The organism is Clostridium simiarum (assembly GCF_018919175.1).
Classification (GTDB): Bacteria; Bacillota; Clostridia; order Clostridiales; family Clostridiaceae; genus Clostridium_L; species Clostridium_L simiarum.
Genome location: NZ_JAHLQL010000001.1, coordinates 129,819 through 153,693, shown reverse-complemented (window position 1 = coordinate 153,693; position 23,875 = coordinate 129,819). Strand labels below are relative to the sequence as shown.

22 protein-coding genes are annotated in these 23,875 nt (G+C 30.4%); 7 read left to right on the top strand and 15 right to left on the bottom strand.

The features are described from left to right. Nucleotides 1-38: 38 nt before the first annotated feature. Nucleotides 39-1,157 carry a glycosyltransferase family 4 protein gene (locus tag KQI89_RS00695; RefSeq protein WP_216455509.1) on the top strand — a complete coding sequence of 373 codons (1,119 nt, stop codon included), beginning with the start codon at nt 39-41 and terminating at the stop codon, nt 1,155-1,157. A gap of 170 nt (nt 1,158-1,327) precedes the next feature. On the opposite strand, the gene KQI89_RS00690 is transcribed toward KQI89_RS00695, so the two are convergent. The 4 genes from KQI89_RS00690 to KQI89_RS00675 form a co-directional block, all read right to left on the bottom strand. After that, nucleotides 1,328-2,572, bottom strand: a complete 1,245-nt coding sequence (locus tag KQI89_RS00690; RefSeq protein ID WP_216455508.1) for an ABC transporter substrate-binding protein — start codon at nt 2,570-2,572, stop codon at nt 1,328-1,330. A gap of 60 nt (nt 2,573-2,632) precedes the next feature. Next, nucleotides 2,633-3,667 (bottom strand): hypothetical protein, encoded by a 1,035-nt coding sequence (locus KQI89_RS00685; protein ID WP_216455507.1) that lies wholly within the window; start codon nt 3,665-3,667, stop codon nt 2,633-2,635. Between the two features lie 9 nt (nt 3,668-3,676). Beyond that, entirely contained in the window at nt 3,677-4,666 is a 990-nt protein-coding gene (locus tag KQI89_RS00680; RefSeq protein ID WP_216455506.1) for a phosphodiester glycosidase family protein, read from the bottom strand. A gap of 233 nt (nt 4,667-4,899) precedes the next feature. Then, on the bottom strand, nt 4,900-6,279 hold the full coding sequence (locus KQI89_RS00675) for a radical SAM/SPASM domain-containing protein (protein ID WP_216455505.1): 1,380 nt from the start codon (nt 6,277-6,279) through the stop codon (nt 4,900-4,902). A gap of 335 nt (nt 6,280-6,614) precedes the next feature. Between KQI89_RS00675 and KQI89_RS00670 the strand changes: the two genes are divergently transcribed. Then, nucleotides 6,615-7,508: a LysR family transcriptional regulator gene (locus tag KQI89_RS00670; protein ID WP_032121265.1), complete on the top strand. Its 894-nt coding sequence runs from the start codon at nt 6,615-6,617 to the stop codon at nt 7,506-7,508. 68 nt (nt 7,509-7,576) lie between these two features. On the opposite strand, the gene KQI89_RS00665 is transcribed toward KQI89_RS00670, so the two are convergent. From KQI89_RS00665 to KQI89_RS00650, 4 genes are all read right to left on the bottom strand, one after another. Continuing rightward, entirely contained in the window at nt 7,577-8,542 is a 966-nt protein-coding gene (locus KQI89_RS00665; RefSeq protein ID WP_032121264.1) for a polyprenyl synthetase family protein, read from the bottom strand. 99 nt (nt 8,543-8,641) lie between these two features. Next, nucleotides 8,642-9,163: a Gx transporter family protein gene (locus KQI89_RS00660; RefSeq protein ID WP_032121263.1), complete on the bottom strand. Its 522-nt coding sequence runs from the start codon at nt 9,161-9,163 to the stop codon at nt 8,642-8,644. 11 nt (nt 9,164-9,174) lie between these two features. Continuing rightward, nucleotides 9,175-9,567, bottom strand: a complete 393-nt coding sequence (locus tag KQI89_RS00655) for a NusG domain II-containing protein (RefSeq protein ID WP_032121262.1) — start codon at nt 9,565-9,567, stop codon at nt 9,175-9,177. A 37-nt stretch (nt 9,568-9,604) separates the two neighbouring features. Continuing rightward, the gene (locus tag KQI89_RS00650; RefSeq protein WP_032121261.1) at nt 9,605-11,485 is read right to left on the bottom strand and encodes an FAD-dependent oxidoreductase; all 1,881 of its coding nucleotides are present in this window, start codon (nt 11,483-11,485) and stop codon (nt 9,605-9,607) included. A 333-nt stretch (nt 11,486-11,818) separates the two neighbouring features. On the opposite strand from KQI89_RS00650, the gene KQI89_RS00645 reads away from it, so the two are divergent. Further along, nucleotides 11,819-12,313: an FMN-binding protein gene (locus tag KQI89_RS00645; protein ID WP_216455504.1), complete on the top strand. Its 495-nt coding sequence runs from the start codon at nt 11,819-11,821 to the stop codon at nt 12,311-12,313. Nucleotides 12,314-12,466: 153 nt separating this feature from the next. Continuing rightward, nucleotides 12,467-13,513, top strand: a complete 1,047-nt coding sequence (locus KQI89_RS00640; protein ID WP_216455503.1) for an FAD:protein FMN transferase — start codon at nt 12,467-12,469, stop codon at nt 13,511-13,513. 130 nt (nt 13,514-13,643) lie between these two features. Here the strand turns inward: KQI89_RS00640 and eutH are convergent, their stop codons facing one another. Next, nucleotides 13,644-14,735 (bottom strand): ethanolamine utilization protein EutH, encoded by a 1,092-nt coding sequence (eutH, locus tag KQI89_RS00635; protein ID WP_216455502.1) that lies wholly within the window; start codon nt 14,733-14,735, stop codon nt 13,644-13,646. A gap of 341 nt (nt 14,736-15,076) precedes the next feature. On the opposite strand from eutH, the gene KQI89_RS00630 reads away from it, so the two are divergent. Beyond that, on the top strand, nt 15,077-15,742 hold the full coding sequence (locus KQI89_RS00630; RefSeq protein WP_216455501.1) for a diacylglycerol/polyprenol kinase family protein: 666 nt from the start codon (nt 15,077-15,079) through the stop codon (nt 15,740-15,742). Nucleotides 15,743-15,779: 37 nt separating this feature from the next. Beyond that, nucleotides 15,780-16,595, top strand: coding sequence for a DUF92 domain-containing protein (locus tag KQI89_RS00625; protein WP_216455500.1), 816 nt, complete (start codon nt 15,780-15,782; stop codon nt 16,593-16,595). A gap of 116 nt (nt 16,596-16,711) precedes the next feature. Here the strand turns inward: KQI89_RS00625 and KQI89_RS00620 are convergent, their stop codons facing one another. Further along, a complete protein-coding gene (locus KQI89_RS00620) occupies nt 16,712-16,993 on the bottom strand; it encodes a DUF503 domain-containing protein (protein WP_032121255.1) in 282 nt (93 codons plus the stop codon). Between the two features lie 144 nt (nt 16,994-17,137). On the opposite strand from KQI89_RS00620, the gene KQI89_RS00615 reads away from it, so the two are divergent. Continuing rightward, nucleotides 17,138-18,268: a PLL family lectin gene (locus tag KQI89_RS00615; RefSeq protein WP_246582928.1), complete on the top strand. Its 1,131-nt coding sequence runs from the start codon at nt 17,138-17,140 to the stop codon at nt 18,266-18,268. Between the two features lie 101 nt (nt 18,269-18,369). On the opposite strand, the gene KQI89_RS00610 is transcribed toward KQI89_RS00615, so the two are convergent. From KQI89_RS00610 to KQI89_RS00590, 5 genes are all read right to left on the bottom strand, one after another. Continuing rightward, nucleotides 18,370-19,926 carry an ABC transporter permease/substrate-binding protein gene (locus KQI89_RS00610; protein ID WP_343216340.1) on the bottom strand — a complete coding sequence of 519 codons (1,557 nt, stop codon included), beginning with the start codon at nt 19,924-19,926 and terminating at the stop codon, nt 18,370-18,372. 21 nt (nt 19,927-19,947) lie between these two features. Further along, entirely contained in the window at nt 19,948-21,057 is a 1,110-nt protein-coding gene (locus tag KQI89_RS00605; RefSeq protein ID WP_216455498.1) for an ABC transporter ATP-binding protein, read from the bottom strand. A gap of 155 nt (nt 21,058-21,212) precedes the next feature. Continuing rightward, the gene (locus KQI89_RS00600; protein ID WP_032121252.1) at nt 21,213-21,830 is read right to left on the bottom strand and encodes a TrkA C-terminal domain-containing protein; all 618 of its coding nucleotides are present in this window, start codon (nt 21,828-21,830) and stop codon (nt 21,213-21,215) included. A 15-nt stretch (nt 21,831-21,845) separates the two neighbouring features. Next, nucleotides 21,846-22,772 (bottom strand): ROK family protein, encoded by a 927-nt coding sequence (locus KQI89_RS00595; protein WP_216455497.1) that lies wholly within the window; start codon nt 22,770-22,772, stop codon nt 21,846-21,848. A 288-nt stretch (nt 22,773-23,060) separates the two neighbouring features. After that, nucleotides 23,061-23,828 carry a YdcF family protein gene (locus tag KQI89_RS00590; RefSeq protein WP_216455496.1) on the bottom strand — a complete coding sequence of 256 codons (768 nt, stop codon included), beginning with the start codon at nt 23,826-23,828 and terminating at the stop codon, nt 23,061-23,063. Nucleotides 23,829-23,875 lie beyond the last annotated feature (47 nt).

The window sequence follows — 23,875 nt, the reverse complement described above, 5'->3', positions numbered from 1 at the left end:
TATTATTAATATATAAGAGAATTATTAGGAGTGGTTATATGAAAATTGCCATAGATGCCAGGGGCGTTAATTGGTACCGTGGCACAGGAATTGGTACTTATACAGAAAATATTCTGATTAATTTATTAAATTTAGATAAAAAAAATTCTTACCAGATATTTTGGTCTGGTGAAGATTATGAAAAATATGAAAGTGAAAACACAGATATAATAATGGCTTCAAAGAAAAATAGTAGATTTTTTGAATTATCTTATTTCCCTAATAATTTGAAAAGAGAGAACATAGACCTTTATCACCTTCCCCAAAACGGCATTGGTCTTTATGAAAAATACCCCTGTAAAACCATAGTAACCATTCATGATCTGATACCCTATATTATGCCCGAAACTGTAGGTCGTGGATACCTTATAAAATTTCTTAAAGAAATGCCTAAAATAATAAGCAGCTGTAATGGAATAATAACAGTTTCAGAATGTTCAAAAAGAGATATTCTTAGATTTTTCCCTATGGATCCTGACAAAATTATAGTAACTCCTCTAGCTGCTGATAAAAAGTATAAACCTTTAAATAAAACCGCCTGTAGAAATATACTCTATGAAAAATTTGGAATAGATAAAAAATTCATTTTATATTTAGGTGGATTTAGTCCTCGAAAGAATGTTAAAGGATTAATAGAAGCCTTCAATAAAATTTATAAAGACTTAGACGAGGATTATGAGCTGGTAATTTTAGGTTCTTTAAAGGATGAAGGATTATCTCTTTTAACTCTCGTTGAAGAGATGAATATAAAATCAAAGGTACATTTTTTAGGTTTTGTGGAGGAAGATATGCTTCCAATATTTTATAATGCTTGCCAGTGCTTTGTATATCCTTCCCTATATGAAGGGTTTGGTTTACCACCATTAGAAGCTATGAGTTGTGGTGCCATAGTAATTTCTTCTAATACTACCTCTATTCCAGAAGTGGTGTTAGATGCAGGATATTTAATAAATCCTTATGATTCTTTAAATATATCCGAAGCTATTTTTAATGTTCTTTCAAATGAAGAACTAAGAAATGAGCTTTCATTAAAGGCTAAAAAAAGAGCTGCTGAGTTCTCCTGGTCACAAACAGCCAAAAACACCCTAGAAGCCTACAATAAAATTGGTAACCAATGATTATAAATAAAAAGATGGTTATCTACCTCTACCCTCTAATAATTATTTCAAAGGAATATTAAAGCATAGGATATATAATTTATCCTATGCTCTTCATTTTAAAATTTATTAGGAATACAACCTTAGCACCTTTTCTATGAAAACAAGGCTGTTCATTAATTTTATGTAAGCTATTTAGGTAATTTATTTGTAAAATTCTCCATTTCTTTTTCTAAATTACCTTCACTATATATAATTTTACTTATTTCTTCATTTATTTCTTCTCTTAATTCTAAGTAATTTGGTTTAATTTTAAAGTATGTTCCATTCCTTTGGGTGTAATCTAATATGCGTAAAGGTTTTTCTTCATATATAAAGCTATAATTTGTATTATAAGCAACATCATCTACATATTTGTTATAACTAGGCAAAATATAGTACTCATTTAGCCCTTGAAAAACATTGTTTTTTTCAATAACAGCAAACTGAATAAATTCTTTAGCAAGGCTCTTATTTTTACTTTGCTCTAGTATTACAAAGTTATCTCCAGAGCCTATTATGTCTCTGTTACCACCAGGCTCGAAGCTAGGGATTTTACTTATACCTAAATTTATCTTCTCTGTAGATGGCATTTTCTTATATATATTATTCAAAGTTTTATTACTGCCTATAAGAAATGGAATATCCCCTTTTATCAAAAGTTCAGTAGCTTTCTCTTCCTCTATGATATCTACTATATTCTGTGAAAATAAATGTTTTAAAAGCGCCATAGCCTTTGTAGCATTTTTATCCGGCAACTTATCTAAATCAACCTTAAGCTGCTTTAACATCATATTATAGAAATCAAAATAATCTCTTCCAGTATAAGCTATTAACTTATTATTTGTAGATTTATTTATTTTTTCATCTAAAGTTATAATATTATCCCAAGTTCTAATATCTTCAATATTAATACCAGCAGCATCTAACAAAGACTTGTTATAATAAATAATTACGGCTTCATTATCAAATGGAAAAGCCATTATTTTGTCTCCTAATGTAATATCTTCAACTCTTCCTTTACTCATTAAATCCTTATAAGAAGAAATAAACTCATTAACCTCAGAAAAAGAGAGAGGATATTTACTTCCAAAATAGGTAACATATTCAGAAGGCATTACTACCATATCTGTACTACTGTCTGGATTTTTTAAAAAGTCTTCAAAGTCTTTCTTAAAATAATTTTTTTCTATTTTCTGTATATTTATATTAACCTTTGGATGAAATTCTCTAAACTTTTCTGCCATAACTGATAAATATTTATAGTCTACATCATGTGCTAATAAGTTTAAATCTCCTTCTAAAATATCTTTTTTATTATTCCATTTTTTACTACAAGATGTAATAAAAATTACACTTAATATCAAACTTACCCAGACAAAAAATTTCTTTTTCATGTTAATCATCCTTTTCTTGATTTAAATAGCTACTCTTATTTTACAAAAAAACTATTTAAATCAATTATTCAAAGATTTTTTCATAACTTTATTATTTTCAATAATAATAAGTTCCTTATGGCTTATATCTAATAACTTGCCATTATATTGTATTTTACTATTTTTACTTAATTCCAGCAAATTATTTTCCTTACTATTATTCACGAAAACTAGCCCGTCTTTTTTTATAAAAATATCTTTAGCTTCAGTAGGAATAGGCAAATCAAAAATCTTCCATTTATCCTTAGTCATGCTACTTTCTCCATAGTATATTTTAGAGATTTTATTATTTTCTTTTTTACCTAAATATACTTTCTTATCCTTGTCTATACCTAAGAGGACAACTCCATTAAATGCACTTACACTTTTATTGTTATTTAATGACTTTACTATGTCCTTTTCTTCATATATCAAATCCGTGCCCTCTGAAAAAATATCTATGCGTCCTATATTATGTGCATCACTTTTAACCTTTTTAAGCTCATTCATAATATTTACCATATAAATATCACTTACATTACTATTCTTCTGAACTTTTATATACATTACATGGGTAGAAGTGGAAAAAGCTATGTCACTTATTACCTCTTTTGGGCTATAGGAATTAATTCTTAATTTTTTCATATCAAAATTAAGGAGTTCTCTTTTAGTATTGCTTTTAGCATCATAGGAATAAAGATCAAAATATGCTTTAGAAGATCCTTTACTCTTTTCAGCCATAATAAAAGAGTTTTCACCAGGTAACCACTTATAATATTGTATATCAAAATTATCCTCTGCCTTAACAGTATTAGTGTTGCCTGTTTTACTGTCAAAAATCTTTATACTTTTATCCTCTAAATAAGATATAAATCTAGCACTATCTGAAACCTTGACCTCTCCCGATGATTCTGGCAGTGTTAATTCATGCTCCTCTGTTTTTTTATTTTCTACCAACTTAACCTTTGAAACCTTTAAATCAGTATTAAAATATTTATTTTCTAATATGAAAAATATTCCACTCTCAATAACTAAAGCAAATAACGTCCATAAAAGTATTATCTTTAACTTTTTCATAGATTCCTCCTAATTTTCTACATAGAATGCTGTTGCTACAGATCTCTCTCCATCCCATGAATTAGGAGAATTAATCACTTCCTCTTCATAATACATAGTAGATGAGTATCCTCCATCTAGATTTCCAGCATTAATAGCACCACGTTCTAGTAAAATTTCTTGTAAGTCATAAAGACTGGCTCCCAGCTTAGTTAAACTCTTTCTTCCATCTACAACTAAAAAAAGTACTGTGCCATCAGCCTTTTGGCCTACAGCTGTACGAGGATTATATCCATCCTTTAATTTGTCTTTAATTTGTCTTTCACTATTTACAATTAAAGTTGGAGGTCTAAAGCAAATGGCTTCCATAACATTTAACTTCTTTAAATCTTTTATAGTATGATCTCCTACTATAAGTTTTCCTTCTTTAGTAAAGGCTACTACATTTTCTTTTGCATTTTCATCTATATTTTCAGTAGGAAAAATCACCTTACCATTTGATATAACATATCCTCCAGGTGAAGCTCCTGTACCTGCATAAAGCATACCATCTGAAGACTTATCAATAAAAGACCCTCCATTAATAGCCGCAATAGCATTTTTATCAATTGCCATTTCGCTGGTCTTTTGTCCTTTTTCACCTAAATACTTAGTCATTGATACTTTTACCTTTGTAGGATTTTTTATTTCTAACAGATAACCATCGAATCTATCTGTATTTATATCGTATCTCATAACTTCATCGCTATTTTTATGTTTTATACTTATTTTATTTATATCTTGAGAGGTTTCCTTAAAAGCCTCTTTAGTGTTACCTAAAATTTGATCTATTGTTCCCTCTGATAGAAAATTAGTTATAAGATACTGGTGTCTTGTAGCCATAACCGTTGAGACTACTGTTTTTCTCGTATTTTTATAAGGTCCATATAATAACATAAAAGGAGATGTTATTCCTATAACTACAATTTGATAAAATAGGAATAATAAGATTCTTTTAAACGCTTTTTTCTTTTTAACCATTGTAAATCCATCCTTTGATACCATGATTTTAATTTATATGGTAGCTATTACATTATAACCATTATTATCTCTAAAATAAATAAAATATTTAGCTTATCATTATAATATACGATAAATATTTTTAATAATCCTTAAAAATAAAATATAGCCTATGCATTGCTACATAAGCTATATCTATAAAAACAATATGTGGATTATTGTTAATACTAATTAAATCTTTAAAAATCAAACTTTTAACCCTTTGACATGCTATAGTTTCCAGTACAATTAAAATCATCCTTCCAAGCCTTTTCAGCATAAGGCTTAAACTCCTTTGCATAATTATCTAACTCTTTCATAAATTCTTCATCATTTATCATTCTATTAGCACCTGGATGTGTAGCATAGGCTTTAGTTTTTTCTATAACTTCTCTAATCACTTCAGTATTATCCACCATCATACAAGGTAATAATAAATTTTCATTATATGGTTGGCGTGCTCTGAGTTCTTTAAAGAAAGGTCCCCTAAATACCTCTATAAGACTTTTATCTTTAACATTGTCACAGGCAAAGTGAGCGAATATACAAGGTTCTACATCTCCCTTTGAATTTATATGACAATAGTATTTTCCTGCAATACATCCTCCAACATAAGGTGCATCATTAAAAAAATCTATTGTAAAATAAGGTTTGGTACTTCTTATTTTTCTTGTTTTTCTTCCAAGATCTACTCTTTGTTCAGGTGTTAACATAGAATTTACGTCTGGGTTATCCCCTACAGGCATGTACATGAAATACCAGCTCATCTTACATCCTTTTTCTATAAGCATGTCTATGAATTCATCAGATACCACTGTATCCACATTAAATTTAGATGTGGCAGAAGAAACTCCAAAAAGCACGCCTCTCTCTTTTAATAACTCCATGCCATGCATAACTTTTGCAAAGGTTCCCTTACCTCTTCTACTATCTGTTTCCTCCTCAAAACCCTCTAGAGAAAACATAGGAAATACATTTCCTAAACCTTTAACCCTATCTGCTAATTTTTCATCGAATAAAGTTCCATTAGTAAAAGGAGTAAATAAAATATCATTATATTTTTCATATATATCTAGCATATACTCATTAAAGAAAGGTTCTCCTCCAAGTACAACTATGTAGTATATTCCAAGATCCCTAGCTTCTCCTACAATTCTATCTACTTCTTCATAAGTCAAATCATCTTTTTTATCATAATCTGCAGCATAACATCCTGTGCATCTTAAGTTGCATCTCATGGAAGGGCTTATCAAAATAACAAATGGAACTTTTGTATCCTCTTCTTCTAGATATCTTCCTCTCTTTGGCATTCCGTACCAAGTAGCATTACCTAAAAAATTCACAAAAAACTTTTTCATACATTTTTTATCTGTAGTCTTTAATATATTTTGAATGTATTCATAAGTTGCTGGATTATTCTTGTAATATCCATATACATTTTCAACCTGAGTTTGTGCTTCCTCACCTCTAGCTAACTTTCTAGCTAAAGAAAATAGCTTTTCTACATTTTTTTCAGGTTTCTTATCTAATAGCTCTGCTATTGTGGATAAGGTAAGCTCTTTAGCACCTTTCTCCACAGTTTCTTTTATACTCATAGTCAATCCCCCCATTGCACATAATTTTCATATATTTTATACTACTCAGTATAGTATAATCCCATTATATTCCCATTAGTACAACTTTCAATGATTTTTAGATTATATTAACAGTTTCTTTATAATCTAATGCATGTAAAAACCTCAGTTATTCTTCTATAATCTCTATTTTTCATATATTATAGCTTATTATGAATATATATATATTGTTAAAATTTTATTAATTCTATGCAAATGTGATGAATATGTGCTTTCAATAGAATCATTGATTTATTAAGTAATTATGAGTATTATAATCTTATGTATTTTACTTTTATTTAATTTAGGAGGAAACAATGAACATTGAATGTTTTAAATACTTTTATGATGTAGCTACTCAAAAGAGCATTTCTAAAGTGGCTGCTAATTCACATATATCTCAATCTGCATTAAGTCAGCAGATTCAAAAATTAGAGGATAAACTAGGAGTTAAGCTATTAGATAGAAGCAATAAAGGCGTGGAACTTACAGAGGAAGGAACCCTTATATTAAAACATTGTGAAACCATAACCAACTCTTATAAAAAAATGATAGAGGATGTTTCAAGCTTAAAAGAAGATAGGAATAATATAAATATTGATGCATTTTGGCCCATATCCCTTTATGCAGCTCCCTTACTACTTTACCACTTAAAAAAAAGATTTCCTGATTATAATATAAACCTTAAGATAAATTCTAATGAAAACATAGAATCCAATGTTTTAAATGATATAAGTGACATAGGTATATGTTATGGAGAACCCTCTGAAAGAAATCTTATATACTCAAAATTAGGATCAGACACACTAACCTTAGTAGCTTCTAGTAATTACAATATCAGTGATACAGTGAAGCTTGAAGACATAAAGGACCATCCTTTAATAATCTTAAATCAAGGTATAGATATAGGGTATCATATAGATAAATTAATAGCCAAATCAGCAGAGGAGCCTTTAGAACTTAATATCTTATTTACTACAGATTCTATAGATACTGCTATAAATTCTGTAAAAAAAGGATATGGTATAGCCTTAGTTCCTTATTTCTCTATAAAAAATGAAATAGAAAATAATAACCTAAAAGAAATTTATCTAGAGGGTCTAGATGAAGAATTCAACATATATCTGACTTATAAGTCAGATACTATAAGAAATCTAAGAAGTTTTGTGGAAAGTTTTAAAAAATATATGAGAAAAATATTAAACACCTAAAAATAAAGAAACTATTCTTTTAAAGAATAGTTTCTTTATTTATCTTTAAAGTTTAAAATGCATTATTATTAATAGCTTCTTTGTAATAATTCTTTAGTTATGTTTGTTAAAATATACTTATACTCATTTTCTGGTAGCCTTTTAATAAGCTTAAAAGCTTTTTCTGTATATCTCTCCGCAAGTCTAGTGGATTTTTTTACGCCACCTTCCTTATTCACTAAGGATACAATAACCTTTATATCTTCCTCTGAATAAGAGTCCTTCATTAGTATAGGTTCTAAAGAAGATGAATTAGACTGAATAGCGTAAATTACAGGCAAGGTATATATCCCTTGTCTCAAGTCATTAGCAGCTGTCTTTTTTATGCTTTTTTCATTACCAGTATAATCTAATATATCATCAATAATTTGAAAAGCCATACCTATATTGTGTCCTATATTCCAAAACAACTTATTAATCTTTTCATCACAACCACTTTCTGCTGCTCCTGAATATAATGCAAGAGAAAACAACTCAGCAGTTTTTGCAGATATGCGAGAAAGATACTTTTTTACAGAAATATTTTTAGTAAATCGTGAATTCATTTGGTCTATCTCACCTAAGCATATTCTCGACATGGAATTACTGTCAATTTTTATACTGCTTAAAGAAGAAGTACTAGCTAATATCTTAAAACATACGCAAAATAAAAAATCGCCTATGTACACCGCATAGTCTTTTCCATATTTAGACTGTATAGTTTCTTGACCTCTTCTCAATTTAGAATCATCTATAACATCATCATGAACCAAGGTAGCCATATGTATTAGTTCAACTACAGCAGCCATAGCATGAGCTCTTTCTTCTTTATAATCTCCAAACTTTGAAGATATTAAAACAAACGCAGGTCTAAGCATTTTCCCTCCTGAATTTATAAGGTCGTGTATTGAGGTCTCTACTATTTTATCTCTGCACTTTGTACTAGTTTTCATCAGATCTACTACAGACTGTAATTCAGTTTTTATTTCAGGGTACTTATCCCAAAATTTTTCCATTAAATCAACCTCTTCTATTGCTTATATTCTTATAATTATTTTATACCATGAATCTAAAACCATAAACAAAGTTAATGGTTCTAAAACAAAAACCTAATGCTATTGACTTATTCCTTTTAAATATTTTATCTTACTTAAATGTTTTGTAGCATAATTAGAAGTAATTCCTACAAATATCCCTGTACCTACTCCAGCAATAGTTAATATAGGCAAATATAACATAACTCCTATGTTTTGTACTATCATAGCCGCCATAAGTAATTGCCCTATATTATGAAAAACAGCACCTGAAGAACTTACACCTATAATGCTTACTTTATTTTTACCAACAGTCTTTACTATTATCATTATTATATAGCTCAATAAAGCACCAGCAACACTATACATGAAGCTAGATAAGCTTCCTCCAAACATAGTAGAAAGAAGAATTCTTAAAAAAATAATTATAAAGGTTTCTTTATAACTTAATGTGTATAAGGCTATTACTGTTACAATATTAGATAAGCCAAGTTTCGCTCCTGGAGTTATAAAAGGTACCGGTATCATTCCTTCAAATATGTACAGCACCAGTGCTTGTGCCACTAAAAGAGCCATAAAAACCATTTTATTAGTATTTTTCATATCCTCTCACCTCAATAAGATAGAATTATATCCTCTTCATCCTCACTGTAATCACCTTTTATCTCCACAATTAGCCTATGTGGCAAACACACCAAAGTCTCACCAGGTTTTTCAATAAATCCCATCTTCACATCTATCTTATCTGGACAATCTGCATCAATTACAGCTATTTTATTGTCCCTAACTTCTATTATATTATATCCATACTTTGTGTTTATTGTAAAAGTATCTGTGCCTTTATGGTTAGATAAAGGCACAGTTTTGTATAGCTTTCCTTCTATGTTTATCTCAGCATAGGTACCCTTAATGGTATTTCTACCATTAAGATACCAATATAACCCACCGGGTATAAAAGAAATTATTATCAATGAAACTATTATTATTATATCCCACTTTTTAATCAAGGTAATTGCCCCATTCTATTTGTTTATATGATTACTTTTAGCTCACCTTGTTTTCAGAGTATACAGGTGCTGGTTTTCCTAACCACCAATTACCCAAAGCTTTTGAAATCCAAGGCATCACATAATAATCAAGTCCAAAAGTTCTACCTGCTCCACCCATTAGGGCTATAGCTCCAAAGAAGTACCATAATATTTCCCATCCAGCCATAGCAGATAATACGAAGTTTAGAACCATAAAAGCTGAAGCTGCACTAGCAAGCCATGTAAATAATCCTGCAATTAAGCATAATCCAATAGCAAGCTCAGTCATTACAACTATTCTTTGGAACCATACCGCAATATCTGGGTTTGGAATAAATATTTTCATAAGTGCTTCATAGAATTTTGGCATACTCTTTAATATAGGTTGTGCATAGGAAGCACCACCGGCTGCATCTGCTGCTTGACTTGCACCACTTGCACCATCTAATTGTAACCATTCAAATGGCATTTTAACATTACCACTTTTAATCCAACTATCATCACCTATACCTGAAGTCAACTTTTTAAGACCTTTAGCCTTTTCCCAAGTACCCTCACCAATTAACTTTTTAAGGGCTTCTAATACCCACAGAATTCCAATATATAATCTTAGAGGTACAAGCCATAATCTATTAGCCTTTGAAGATAAATGTCCTCCCATTATAGAACGCCTATCTTCCATATTAAAGAACTCATGACACAAGTATCTCCAAATAACAGTAATTCCACCAATTCCCCATAAATAGTGAAGATTTACCATATGCTTCATAACCATAGCAAAGAAACCTGAAAGTTTCATGCCTGAAAGGTTAGCCACACAATATCTTCCACCTACTGATACCATAAATCCATGGTAATTTGATTTAAATGAGACTTTTTCTCCCTTTTCCATATCTGCTGATATATTTTTAGCAATAACATCACCTGTTTGCACTGCAGCTTCTACTATTTGAGGGTTTCCCTTGCCCTTTTCTTCTTCATAGTATGCTATATCTCCAACTACATATACATTTGGTTTTTCAACAGATTGCATAAACTCATTAGTCTGTACTCTTCCTGCTCTTGCTTGAGTAAGTCCATACTCTTTAGCATCTGAATTAGCTTGAATACCACAAGTCCATATTAAAGTTTGTGTAGGAATTTCTTCTCCACTTTTTAATACTATCTTATTTGGAGTTACCTCAACTATTGGTGAATTTTTCTTCATTTCAACTTTGTTTTTTATAAGATAGTTTTCTGCTTTGTCTGCTTGCTTTCTATCTAGCATATTTAATATAGTAGCAAGGGCTTCCACTACCATAAGTCTTACATCTTCTTCATATATATTATACTCTTTACATAACTTCTTTTTCCACTCTACAAGTTCCCCTATCATTTCTATACCTGTAAAGCCTGAGCCTGCTACTACAAATGTAAGCATTTCTTTTCTTTTTTTTGCATCTCTTTCTAAGCTAGCCTTTAAAAAAGTTTCTTCTATATGCTTTCTTATTTTTATAGCGTCTTCAAAAGACCATAAGGAGAAGCCATGTTCCTTTACTCCTGGAACACCGAAATAGCTTGGTTCACTACCTGTACCTATAACGATATAGTCATACTTATAGCTTTTAACATCAGTTTCCACTGTTTGTGATTCCACATCAATATTTTTAACATATTCTGTAACTACTTTAACTTTAGTTCTGTGGAAAATCTGTCTTAAATTTACTTGCACTGATTCCGGATGAACTCTTCCTCCTGCTACTTCATGCAGTTCTGTCATCAATGTATGGTAAGGATTTTTGTCTATAAGAGTGATCTGAACATCATCATCTTTTTTATATTTCTTAGCTAACTTTTTAGCTACGTGAACGCCACCATATCCAGCCCCCACTATTAATATGTTTTTTTGATTTGCCATCAAGTTCACCTCTTCTAATATATTAGATATTTTATGATTGCATCAATCTCCAAATTAATTTTATATAGAAATATTTAACCTGTCCAGACAACTAATTATACCATTTTTTCTATACATATGTAATTTTAAAACCAATGTAATATGCTGATTCCAAAGCCTTTGTTAAGTTAAAAACTAAACAATTTTTATTTTTTCATCATAAGTATATGTGATTCTGCATTAATAAAAACTGTAGCAAAACTTGTTTTTATTTTATTTCTATACTGTTATAATCACTTATAGGATGATTTTGTTAATAAATCATCAATATTAACTACTAAGGGGGATTCTCTTATGAAAAAGAAACAAATACTTAGTTTGGCAACTGCTACTGTTTTATCTTTAACAATATTTGCAGGATGCAGCAAAGGTGATGCAAAGAAAGATGATGCTAAACCAGCAGCTGGTTCAGAAGCAAAGTACAAAGATGGTACTTTTAAAGCTGAATATGACAACTTTGATGAACGTGGTTGGAAAGCAGTAACTACTGTTGAAGTTAAAGATGGTAAAATAGCTAAAGTAGACTTTACATCTGTAAACAAAGAAGGAAAGCTTAAGAGAGACGACGAAGGATATAACACAAACATGGAAAAAACAGCTAAGACTAGCCCTAAGAAATATGAAGGAGAACTAGCTAAAAAATTAGTTGAAAAACAAGATCCAGATAAAGTTGATGTTATAACTGGAGCAACTCACTCCACAGAAGATTTCAAAAAATTATCTAAGGCTGCTTTAGAAAACGCTAAAACAGGTAAAACTGAAACTGCTAAAGTTGAATTAAAGAAGTAATTATATAAAACAAAGACCTTAGAGACTCTCTAAGGTCTTTTTATGTTAATATTTATAGATCCCCTTAGAAATATATAAAAAATGTGCTAAAATATTTATTAGGTTTATTATACTTTAAAATACATACATAAACTACTTTTGGAGGATATTTTTATGAATAAAAAAGCTTTAAGTAACCTATTCTTACTATTATTACCTATATTTTTACTGGGAGGCTGTTCTAATTCAAAAGCTAATACATCAAGCAGTGATCCTATTTCTAAATCTGAAGTTCTTATGGGTACTTTCTGTACAGTAAAAATATATGATTCCAAAGATACTAAAATATTGGATAAAGCCTTTGATAGAATCAAAGAAATCGAAAATGAAGTAAGTATTAATAAAGAGAATACTGAACTTGATAAAGTTAATGCAAATGCTGGTAAGGAAAGGGTTAATGTAAAAAATGATACCTATACTATAATAAAAAAAGGTAAGGAATACTCTAAACTCTCTTCAGGAACCTTTGACATAACTATAGGACCTATAGTTAAGCTTTGGGGAATAGGCACAGATAGCGCTAGATTACCTTCTGAAGATGAAATAAAAGAAAGACTTCCTCTTATAAATTATGAGGATTTAGAAATAGATGAAAAGAATCACTCTATATATTTAAATAAAAAAGGAATGGTAATTGACTTAGGAGCTATAGCTAAAGGTTATACTGCAGACGAAATTGCTAAGGTCTTAAGAGAAAATAATGTACAATCAGCTATTATTGATTTAGGCGGTAACATATATGCTTTAGGTAATAACTCTAAGGGTAATCCTTGGAAAATAGGCGTTCAAAGCCCTTTTTTAGAAAGAGGTGAAACCATAGGTTATGTAGAGGAAAAGGATAAATCTGTAGTAACTTCTGGTATTTATGAAAGATATTTTGAACAAGATGGAAAAAGATATCATCATATATTAAATCCTAAAGATGGCTATCCCTATGATAATGAAATAGCAGGCGTTACTATAGTAAGTGATACCTCCATGGATGGTGACGCATTATCCACTACCCTATTTTCTTTAGGAGTAGAAAAAGGCTTAGATTTTATAAATAAAATCCCTAACGTAGACGCTGTATTTGTAACAAAAGATAAGGATTTATATATAACCCCTGGACTAAAAGATATTTTTAAATTAACAAACAAAGATTTCAAAATGAGAAATTAATATTTAATTAAAGCCTCAAGAGTAAGAAAAAGTATGTTTTTACCACTTTCTCCTCTTGAGACTTTTAGTTTTATATGCATTTACATAGTTATTCTATTATCTTAATAATTTATCATATTAGCTTGTCCTTTTAATTCTCTTCCCCTAATTCTATAAAGTCTTTTTTAAATAATATATTAGCTACAATCATAGAGCTAATACCTGCTACTAGTTTAGAAATTATAAACACTCCTAAAGCATCTGGCTCCTTAGCTGAAATAAAACCCATTTGTCCTCCAAAAACAAAAGCTCCACTGACACTAAAAGCTGTACATAATATTTTGCCTTTAATATTCATCTCCTTAAAACTAGCAAACACCAATAAATTACTAGCTAAACTCCCTAAAAAAGCTACTACGGATACAGAATCCAATCCAAATCTTTTACCAAATCCTCTAAAAGATTCTTTAAATATCCTGCTAAGCACCGATATCATAGGATAGGCTCCTCCTAATATGAATGCTATTTTTCCAGCTACAGCTATAGATTCTTCTGGAGGTATTAATCCTTTAATCAGTTTAACGCCTAATATAACATCTATTCCCTGTACTATAAGTCCAAACATTCCAATACCCACTATAACCTTACCTAAAATAGAAAATAATCTTATAAGTTTTTCAGGTATCTTTATAAGTCCTAAAGATAAGAAAAGTGAAAATAATATTATAGGCATTATGTTCCATAATAATTTAGCAATATTTATTCCTTGCATTAATCCTCCTACTAAGCATCCAATAGGTATGGTTATTACACCCGCTAGTATACCTTTAGAGAAATAAATTTCATCTTCCTTCTCTACCATACTTATTGCCATTGGTATAGTAAAACTTATAGTAGTTCCTAGCATAGAAGCAAGAATCACACTAGAAAATAAGCCCATGTCCTTATCAAAAGCAAGACCATTAGCTAAAGCATAGGCTCCCATATCCGGTGCCAATACCATGGCAGGAAATAGCGATGGGTCAAGAGAGAAAACCTTTGCAATGGGATTTACAATATAAGATAAAGCCTCAGAAAATAAAGGAGAAAGAGAATAAATACCAACTATAGCAATGGCAAGTGATCCCATAGTCTTTAATCCTTCCTCAAACTTTTCTCCCACTTTTAACCTGTTTCCTAAGGCAAAATCAATTCCTCCAAAGAGAAAGAAAAAAGTTATAGCCGTTAATACAATCTTATCCATACCTATCCTACCCCTTCATAAAAACTTATAAGGTCACAAACAAACAAATAGATTATATCACACCTTATACTTTATTTAATATAGTTTCTATAATAAAAAACCTTTTTAATATATTTAAATTATTTTACTATATACTCTTTCTTACTATTAAAGTTCCTTAAATATAAAAAGCTTCAATAAGCTTTTAAGGTTAAAAAGGTACTTAAGCTATATAAAGGACTTTTTAATAAAAATATGATAGAATTGTTTACGAAGACGGTGTGGTCCAATGTGAATCAAGGATGGTTTTCTTATTTCAAAATATGGTTAAAATCAATGCGTAAAAAATAAGGAGTGATAATATGAATAACCTTTGGGGGATTCTAATTTCTATATTATTTGTACTTTTAGTAATAGGCTTATCTTCACTATTAACTAACAGGAATATTATTTCAGGAGAAGGTAGTAGAAAGTTCATACATATTGGAGTTTCAAATTGGTGGATAATAGCTATGCTTTTCTTTGATAATCACTATTATGCTTCCATAGTCCCTGCTATTTTTATAGTAATAAATTATCTTTCCTATAAACAAAACTTATTTAAAGCCATGGAAAGAGGAGGAGGTAAAGAGGATTTAGGTACTGTATATTTTGCTGTTTCCTTGCTTATACTATCCTTTTTAACCTTTCAGAAATCTACAACTCCTTTAATTGGAGCTATGGGCATATTAGTTATGGGCTATGGAGATGGATTTGCTGCTGTAGTTGGAAGTAAATTTGGCAAACATAAATACTATATAGGTAATAACAAGAAATCCATTGAAGGAAGTTTGACCATGCTTATTGTATCCTTCATAGTTTCTTTTACAATTTTAAATATCTATGGCATAATTAACGGTGTTTCAATATCCCTACTTATTTCAGTAATAGCCACCCTTGTAGAAGCAGTATCACCTTTAGGTTTAGATAACATAACGGTGCCCATTATTTCTTCTGCTCTATTTTATGCCTCCATATTAATTAATTAGGATACATTTTACAATATAATAAACAGGATGTGATTTCATGCTAGAATTTAGTATTGGTTTTATACTTTCTTTTATAATAGCTTTTTTAGCTTACAAAAAGAATTCTTTAAACAAAAGCGGATTTATAGCTGCTACCTTTTTAGGTACTTTAATATATTACTTTGGAGGGTTTTACTTTTCTTTTATAATGATTAGTTTTTTCTTATCCTCTAGTATACTTACAAAATTCAAAAATCCTAACAAAAAGTCCTTAGATAACATTAACGCCAAGGGCGCTAATAGAGATTTTATACAAGTTTTCGCTAATGGTAGTGTAGGACTTATCTTTGTTTTTTTATATTATACCTATAAAAATCCGGTTTTTCTATTAGCCTATGCAACTTCCTTTGCTGAAGCTAATGCAGATACTTGGGCATCAGAGATAGGGGTTTTAAGTAAAAAAGATCCTATCTCTATATTAACAGGGAAACCTTTGAAAAAGGGTATGTCTGGTGGAGTAAGTTTTCTTGGAACCTTGTCTTCATTTTTAGGCTCTACATTTATTGGCGTAATATTATTTTTCACTTATTATAGACTTTATCCATTGGCTGAAAATAAAATCCTATATTCAATTCTATGTGTCTTTATAGGCTTTATAGGTTGTTTAATAGACAGCATTTTAGGAGCCTCAATGCAAGCACAATATTATTGTGAAGAATTAGATACTATTACAGAGAAAAGCTATTATAAAAACAAACCTAATAAATTAATAAAAGGTATAGCCATAATAAATAATGATACAGTTAATATACTTAGTAATATAATAGCATCTTTAATAGCTATAGCCCTATACAACATAATTTTCCTCTTATAATTTACAAATTATAGAGAACAAAAACTGTAGTTACATTGGTACAAGTACCAGTGTAACTACAGTTTTTAATATGTACTGTAAAATATATGAATTATTTTTTATTATTACATAGCTACTTAACTAATTTCAATAACCACGTCTTCTATAAAAGCTTCACTGTTTTCTTCAATAAAGTTTATTGCATTTTGTAACATGGAATTTGCATGCTGAGTATCATTACTTATGCAAGCTATTCCTATTACAATACTTTGATGAATATCTTGATTTTCTACCTCTGCTATAGATAAGTTAAATTTATTTTTTAGTTTTGCTATTATACTTTTAACTATCATCCTTTTCTCTTTAAGTGAATGAACCCAATTAGCTCGTAAATATATTTTTGCTGTGCCTATTATCATACTAACACCTCTTATAAAAAAACTATCACCTTTTTATTGTATACTTATAAAGTATATTTTATTAATAAAGAAAAGTAAAATAAAATGTAACTTTCTTCTTGAGCCTTGAATAAGATAAAACTATCAATTCATGGAGGTTTTGTTTTGTATAATGGTGTAAGAAATAATTACCCTTATTTTTGGCACAATGAATTGTGTCCCTGCTATAACTACTGCTGGTCTTGTTATTTAAATTACTTAAATTCTTCCAAAGTTAAAAAGCCCCTTCGAAATATTGACTTATACTTTGAAGAAGACCTTTATAGATGGGAAGATGTTCATAACTTTGAATATGAAGTTCCTGTATTATACCCAGAGGATGATGATTTTATAGTAGAAAAAGAGGCCTTCGAAGATGAAACATCCTCTGAAAACATTGCTAACAGAAGAAATGATCACATAGACTTTAATGAAGATGACTATAGAAAATGGAGCTATTTTGAAACCATACCTGGAAAAATAACTTCAGGAGTTGGTGCGTCTTCTTGGCAACCAAATAGATTGGATATATTTTCTAGATCAAATAATAGGAACCTGATTCATAGCTTTTGGAACGGCTCTAGATGGAGTGACTGGGAAAATCTAGGTGGAACCCTAACTTCCTCTCCTTCTGCAGTATCTTGGGGTCCTAACAGAATTGACGTAGTAACTCGGGGCACAGATAATGCTATGTATCATAAATGGTGGGATGGTTCTAAATGGAGTGACTGGGAATCCCTTGGTGGAACTTTAACCTCAGCACCTTCTATATGTTCTTGGGCAGAAAACCGTCTAGATTGTTTTGTAAGAGGTACGGATAATCAATTATACCATAAATGGTGGGATGGCTCTAGATGGAGTGATTGGGAAGCTCTTGGCGGTAACCTAGATTCTTCTCCTTCTTCAGTAAGCTGGGGACCTAATAGAATAGATGTATTTGCAAAAGATAAAAAGAATTCTTTAATTCATAAATGGTCCAATGGTTTCAGATGGAGTGATTGGGAAAACTTAGGTGGATATTTAACTTCTAGTCCTGGTTGTTCTTCAAGAATGTCTAATAGGATAGATGTGTTTGCTCGTGGAAGAGGCAACAATTTAATCTGGAGAAGCTGGACAGGTAGAAATTGGACACCTTGGCAAAACCTTGGTGGATATTTAACCTCCGAGCCTTCCTCTGTATCTTGGAATAGAAATAGGATAGATGTATTTGCAAAGGGCATGAATAACTCTGTACTTCATAAGTATGATATTGGTTAATTAAATCATAATACTATAAAAAATAAGGCTATTAAAATCTTTAATTTTTAATAGCCTCATTAATTAAGGTACTTTTACATAAGCAAATTTTTTCTTTAACTTTATATTAATCCTTTTTCTTTCAAAAATTCATCTGCTACCTTTCTTGGATCTTCACCCTCTTTGTCTACCTTATAATTTAACCTTCTCATAGTTTCTTCATTAATTTGTCCCTCTAACTTATTTATAACATCTTTAAGCTCTGGATGCTTTTTTAATACTTCTTCCCTTACTATTGGTACAGAATAATATGGTGGGAAAAATTCTTTATCATCTTTTAATACCTTTAGGTTAAAAGCTTCAAGTAGTCCATCTGTAGAAAAAGCATCTATTACTTGAGCACTATCATTCATAAGAGAAGTATATCTTAACCCACCATCTACCGCTTTTACATCCTTAAAGTTCATATTATACTCATCTTTTAATCCTAAATACCCGTCCTGCCTATTAACAAACTCTATGGTGGAAGCTAATGTAAGTTCTCCACCAACTTTTGATAAATCAGAATAGGTATTAAGATTATATTTTTTTGCCGTATCCTGTGTAACAGTTAAAGCATAAGTATTATTAAATCCTAAAGGCTCAAGCCACTTAACTCCATAATTATTTTGGAAATACTCTGATACTATCTTATAGACCTCATCTTTATTTCTTACATTTTCATGTTTCATTATATTTACTAAAGCTACACCGGTATATTCTACATACATATCTACCTCTCCAGCTTTTATAGCATTAAAAGTCACTACACTTCCACCTAGATTTAATTTTCTTTCCACTTTTAAATCTGTATTTTTTTCTATTAAAGTAGCTAACATATTTCCTAAAATCAATTGCTCATTATAATTTTTCGATGCCACTACAATTTTATTATTACCTAAGGAAAAGGATCTAAAGATTCCAAAACCCATAGTAATAATTGTTACAACTCCAATTATTACCAAAGTCTTTTTGTTGTATCTTTTGTTTTTTCCTTTATTATTCGCCCCTATACCAGCTGGGGTTACTATACTTTCTATCTTTCCTATTACAAAATCCATAAAAAGAGCTAGTATACAGGCTGGTATGGCACCTGCTAATATCATGTTGTTGTTTACAGTTTGAACTCCTGAAAACACCATATATCCTAGACCACCACCACCTACAAATGCAGCAATAGTCATAAGCCCTACGGCAGTTACAGCAGAAATTCTAATTCCTGCCATTATAACAGGAAGTGCAAGAGGAATCTCTACCATAGTGAGCATGTCCTTTCTTGTCATTCCCATGGCTTTAGCTGCCTCTAGCATGTCCGGATTAATGTTTGTTATAGCCGTATATGTGTTTTTAATTATTGGTAGTAATGAGTACAGAAATACCATGAAAACTGCTGGCTTACTACCTATCCCAATTACAGGAATTAAAAATCCTAACAAGGCCAAACTAGGTATAGATTGTACTATATTAGTAATTCCTATTATAGGTCCTTTTAATCTCTTCTTTCTTGTGATTAATATTCCTAGAGGAACTCCTATTAATATAGCTAAAATCACAGCCATTATAGTAAGTTCTATATGTTCTAATATTAAAGATAGTATCTCACTTTTTCTAGATACTATAAAGTTTAAAAATTCTTTTATTGAAGTCACATACATCATCTCCTAATCTATATACTGACTACTTAACACTGTTATTAATCTGCTCTTAGTGATAAGTCCACATAATTTTCCTTTATCTAATATGGGTATATATCCTATAGAGGCTTTATCCATCTTTGTAAGCACATCAACTATAGATTCGTCTTTTTCAGCATATATAATATTTTTTTCCATTATATCTCCAAGTTTTAACCCTTGACTTTCTTCTTTTCTTAAAACCTTAAGAGTTACTATACCTAAAAGATTGTTTTGTTTGTCTATAATCAATAAACTATCAACCTTTTTCTCTCTCATTATTCCTACTGCCTGAACTACTGTTCTTCCTGCCATGGTAGTTACAGGATCTTCAATCATTATATCCTTAGCTTTTATAAGCTCTGGCTTATTCCAGATTCTATTTTTGCCTATAAAATCCTCTACAAATCCTTCCGATGGATTCTTAAGTAAGGTTTCTGGATTATCATACTGAAGTATATTTCCATCTTTCATAATACATATCTTGTCTCCAAGTTTAATTGCTTCATCCATATCATGAGTTACAAATACTATAGTCTTTTTAAACTCCTCCTGGAGAGAAAACAGCTCATCTTGAAGCTGGTTTCTTGTTATAGGATCTAAAGCACTGAAAGGCTCATCCATTAAAATTATATCTGGATTAGTAGCAAAAGCTCTAGATACACCTATTCTCTGTTGCTGTCCACCACTAAGTTCTCCTGGATATCTATCTATATATTCTTCCCCATTCATTCCTACCATTTCTAATAATTCTATAGTTCTATTTTTTATCTTATTTTGCTCCCATCCCTTTAGCTTAGGTACAAGACCTATGTTTTCTCCTACAGTCATATGAGGGAAAAGCCCTGTTTGTTGTATAACATAACCTATATTTCGTCTAAGCTCTATAGTATCCTTCTTTGATATATCCTCTCCATTTATGCTTATAATCCCACTTGTAGGTGTAATCAATTTATTTATCATTTTAAGTGAAGTAGTTTTACCACATCCACTAGGACCTATAAGGATAACTAGCTCCCCTTTTTCTATGGTAAAATTCACGTTTTTTAAAATATCTTTTCCTCCAAAACTCTTTCTTATATTTTTAAATTCTATCATCTAATCCCCCCCTAAAATTAAAAGTAACAACTTTATGTTAACACAAAGTTGTTACTTTTAAAAATGTGAAAAGGTTTAAAAATGTAAAGTTTCTGTAAACTATCATTCACAGAAACTTTGTTTTTATAGATTATATGTAGTTTTTATGGAAAATTCTAGTTATAAATAAAGTCACAAACCTTATCATATACCTCGTCATTTCCTATAACAACTATAGTATCTCCCGTAGTAAAAATATAATCTGGTCCTGGTGATACTACAGTGTTGCCTTCTCTTCTATATGCTATTATAGTGGCTCTTGTATGTTGCCACAGCTGTATTTCATTAACCTTTTTGCCTAAAACCTTGCAATTATCTTTTATATTTACTTCGATAAGTAAAAAGGGTGATATATTATTAAATCTCTCTATGAAATCAGAGATTTTATTTAAGTTTTCTTCTAACTCTTTATCTAATTTTTTCTTTTCATTAATTATATTAAAAACATTTTCCTTAGCAGCTTTTATATGCTCATTATCATTATTTCTAGATATAAATTTTTCTGCTGCAGATAAAGACATAACTTTAATCCCGCTTCCCCTTATGCTAGAAACCACATCCATTCCTTCTAAAAGAGCTATGGCTCTTCTTATAGTCTCTGGAGATACGTTGTATATACCTGCCAGGGTAGATCTACCACTTATCCTTTCTCCAACCTGCCATTCACCTTTTATTATTTTATTTGCTAAGTCTAAGGCAATGTTTTTATATATTGGATTAGAATCTTTTTTCATTATTTCCTCCAAAACCTACCTTAATTCCTCTAATGCTATATAGCAAGCTCCATATATACCTGCATCATTAGCAAGCTGTGCAGGTATTATACTAGTATGTTCTGCATAAGAATCCATAGCTCTTTCTTTAAATTTCTTCTTTAAAGCTTCAAAGAATTCCTCTCCTTGAGCAGATATTCCACCGCCTACAACTATAACACCTGGATCTAATATATGTGTAACATTAACTAAACCATTAGCCACATGATTTAAAAACTCATCATATACTTCTTGGGCTATCTTGTCCCCATTATGCACTAAATCCATTATCTTTTCCCCATCAATGTGTTCTATTACTTCGATACCACAAGTCTTTGCTTTTTCTATATATTGTCTTACAAAAGCAGAAGTAGATGCGTATCTTTCATAACATCCATTACAACCACAATTACATTTTTCTCCACCTTCATTTATTATAGTATGTCCTATCTCTCCTGCACTTCCGCTAACTCCTTTATATAACTTCCCATTTATTATTATAGCTCCACCTATACCTGTGCCTAAAGTTACACATACAAAGTCTTCTCTATGCTTTCCTGCACCCTTCCACTTCTCACCTAAGGCTGCAGCATTTACATCATTTTCAATAAAAGCTTCTATATTAAGTTCTCTTTTAATGTATTCTGCTAGTTTTGCACCAGTGTATTCAGGTAAATTTGCTGAGGCAAATACTATTTCACCTTTTTTAGAGTCTACTTGTCCTGCAGTACTTATACCTACTTTATCTACATTATATTGTTTTTGAAATTCTTTTATTTTATTTACCATTTCCATAGGTATGTTTTCTCTACAGTTCTCTTTTGGAGAAGGAAATTTATCCTTTAAAATAATGTTTCCCTCTGAGTTTATTAAAGCATACTTAATGAAAGTTCCACCTACATCAAAACAAGCTATATTTTTCATATTTTTTCCTCCTATGTTAGTTTTATTTCTCTAAATTATTCTAATGAACTAATAGAATTTATTATAACTAACTTATTAAATATAGTTCATGGCTTTTAATTATTCTTCTAAATAAATAAGTTAATACCCAATTAATAATTATTATAATACAAAACTTGCTTTAAATTAACCTTATTAACCTAATTTAAATTTTTCATAGGAAATTACAAAATAATATACAAAATAATATAAAGATACACTAATCATCTTTATATTTTAAACAAAGATATTTTTAATTTCTTTATAAATCTACCTATCAAAAATATAGGACTTAATAAGAGCAAAATACTCTCTAATATAGTACGCTGGCTCTATAGGCTTTTTTACTGCTACAGAATAAGCTTGTACATTCATTCCAGCCCTTTTGGCTAGTAGTTTTGATCTGAAAATATGAAAATTACTAGTTATTATTGTTACATTGTATTCTTCTTTCTCCCTCCAAAGTTCATCCATAATTTCCTTTGAAAAGTTCATATTTCCCATAGTATTAGTGGCCTTTTCCTCTCTTACTATTCTCTTTTTATCTACGCCCTTAGCCATAAGATATTTTTCCATAGCCTCTGCTTCTGTAACAGTTTCACCAGGTCCTTGTCCACCTGATACTAAAATTATGCTATCCTTATTAATTTCCGATAACTCTACAGCCCCTTCTAGTCTTCTAATTAAAGTATCTGAAGGAGCATCTCCCCATAATCCTGCTCCTAAAACTAGTATGTAATCTGTTTTTCCTTTATTTTTTTCAAAGCTCCCGTATACTATAGCGCCTTCTATAATAAACACTGATATAAAAGATAAAATAACTAAAACATTTATTACCTTATCTATTCTATTAAAATGCTTTATTATTAAATGTCTCTTACCAAGGCTTTTAAAAAGACTTAAAGCTATTAAAACTGCCCCCATTATCATTATAGCCTTTGCAATGCCATTTACTATAAAGCTTATACCTACACCATAGGCCATAAATATTGCACCTAAAATCAGCAATATCCAATTTATAAGTTTACTCTTATCCAAATCCTCTTCTCCTCCATCCCTAAATCATCAAATACCATTAAACATTC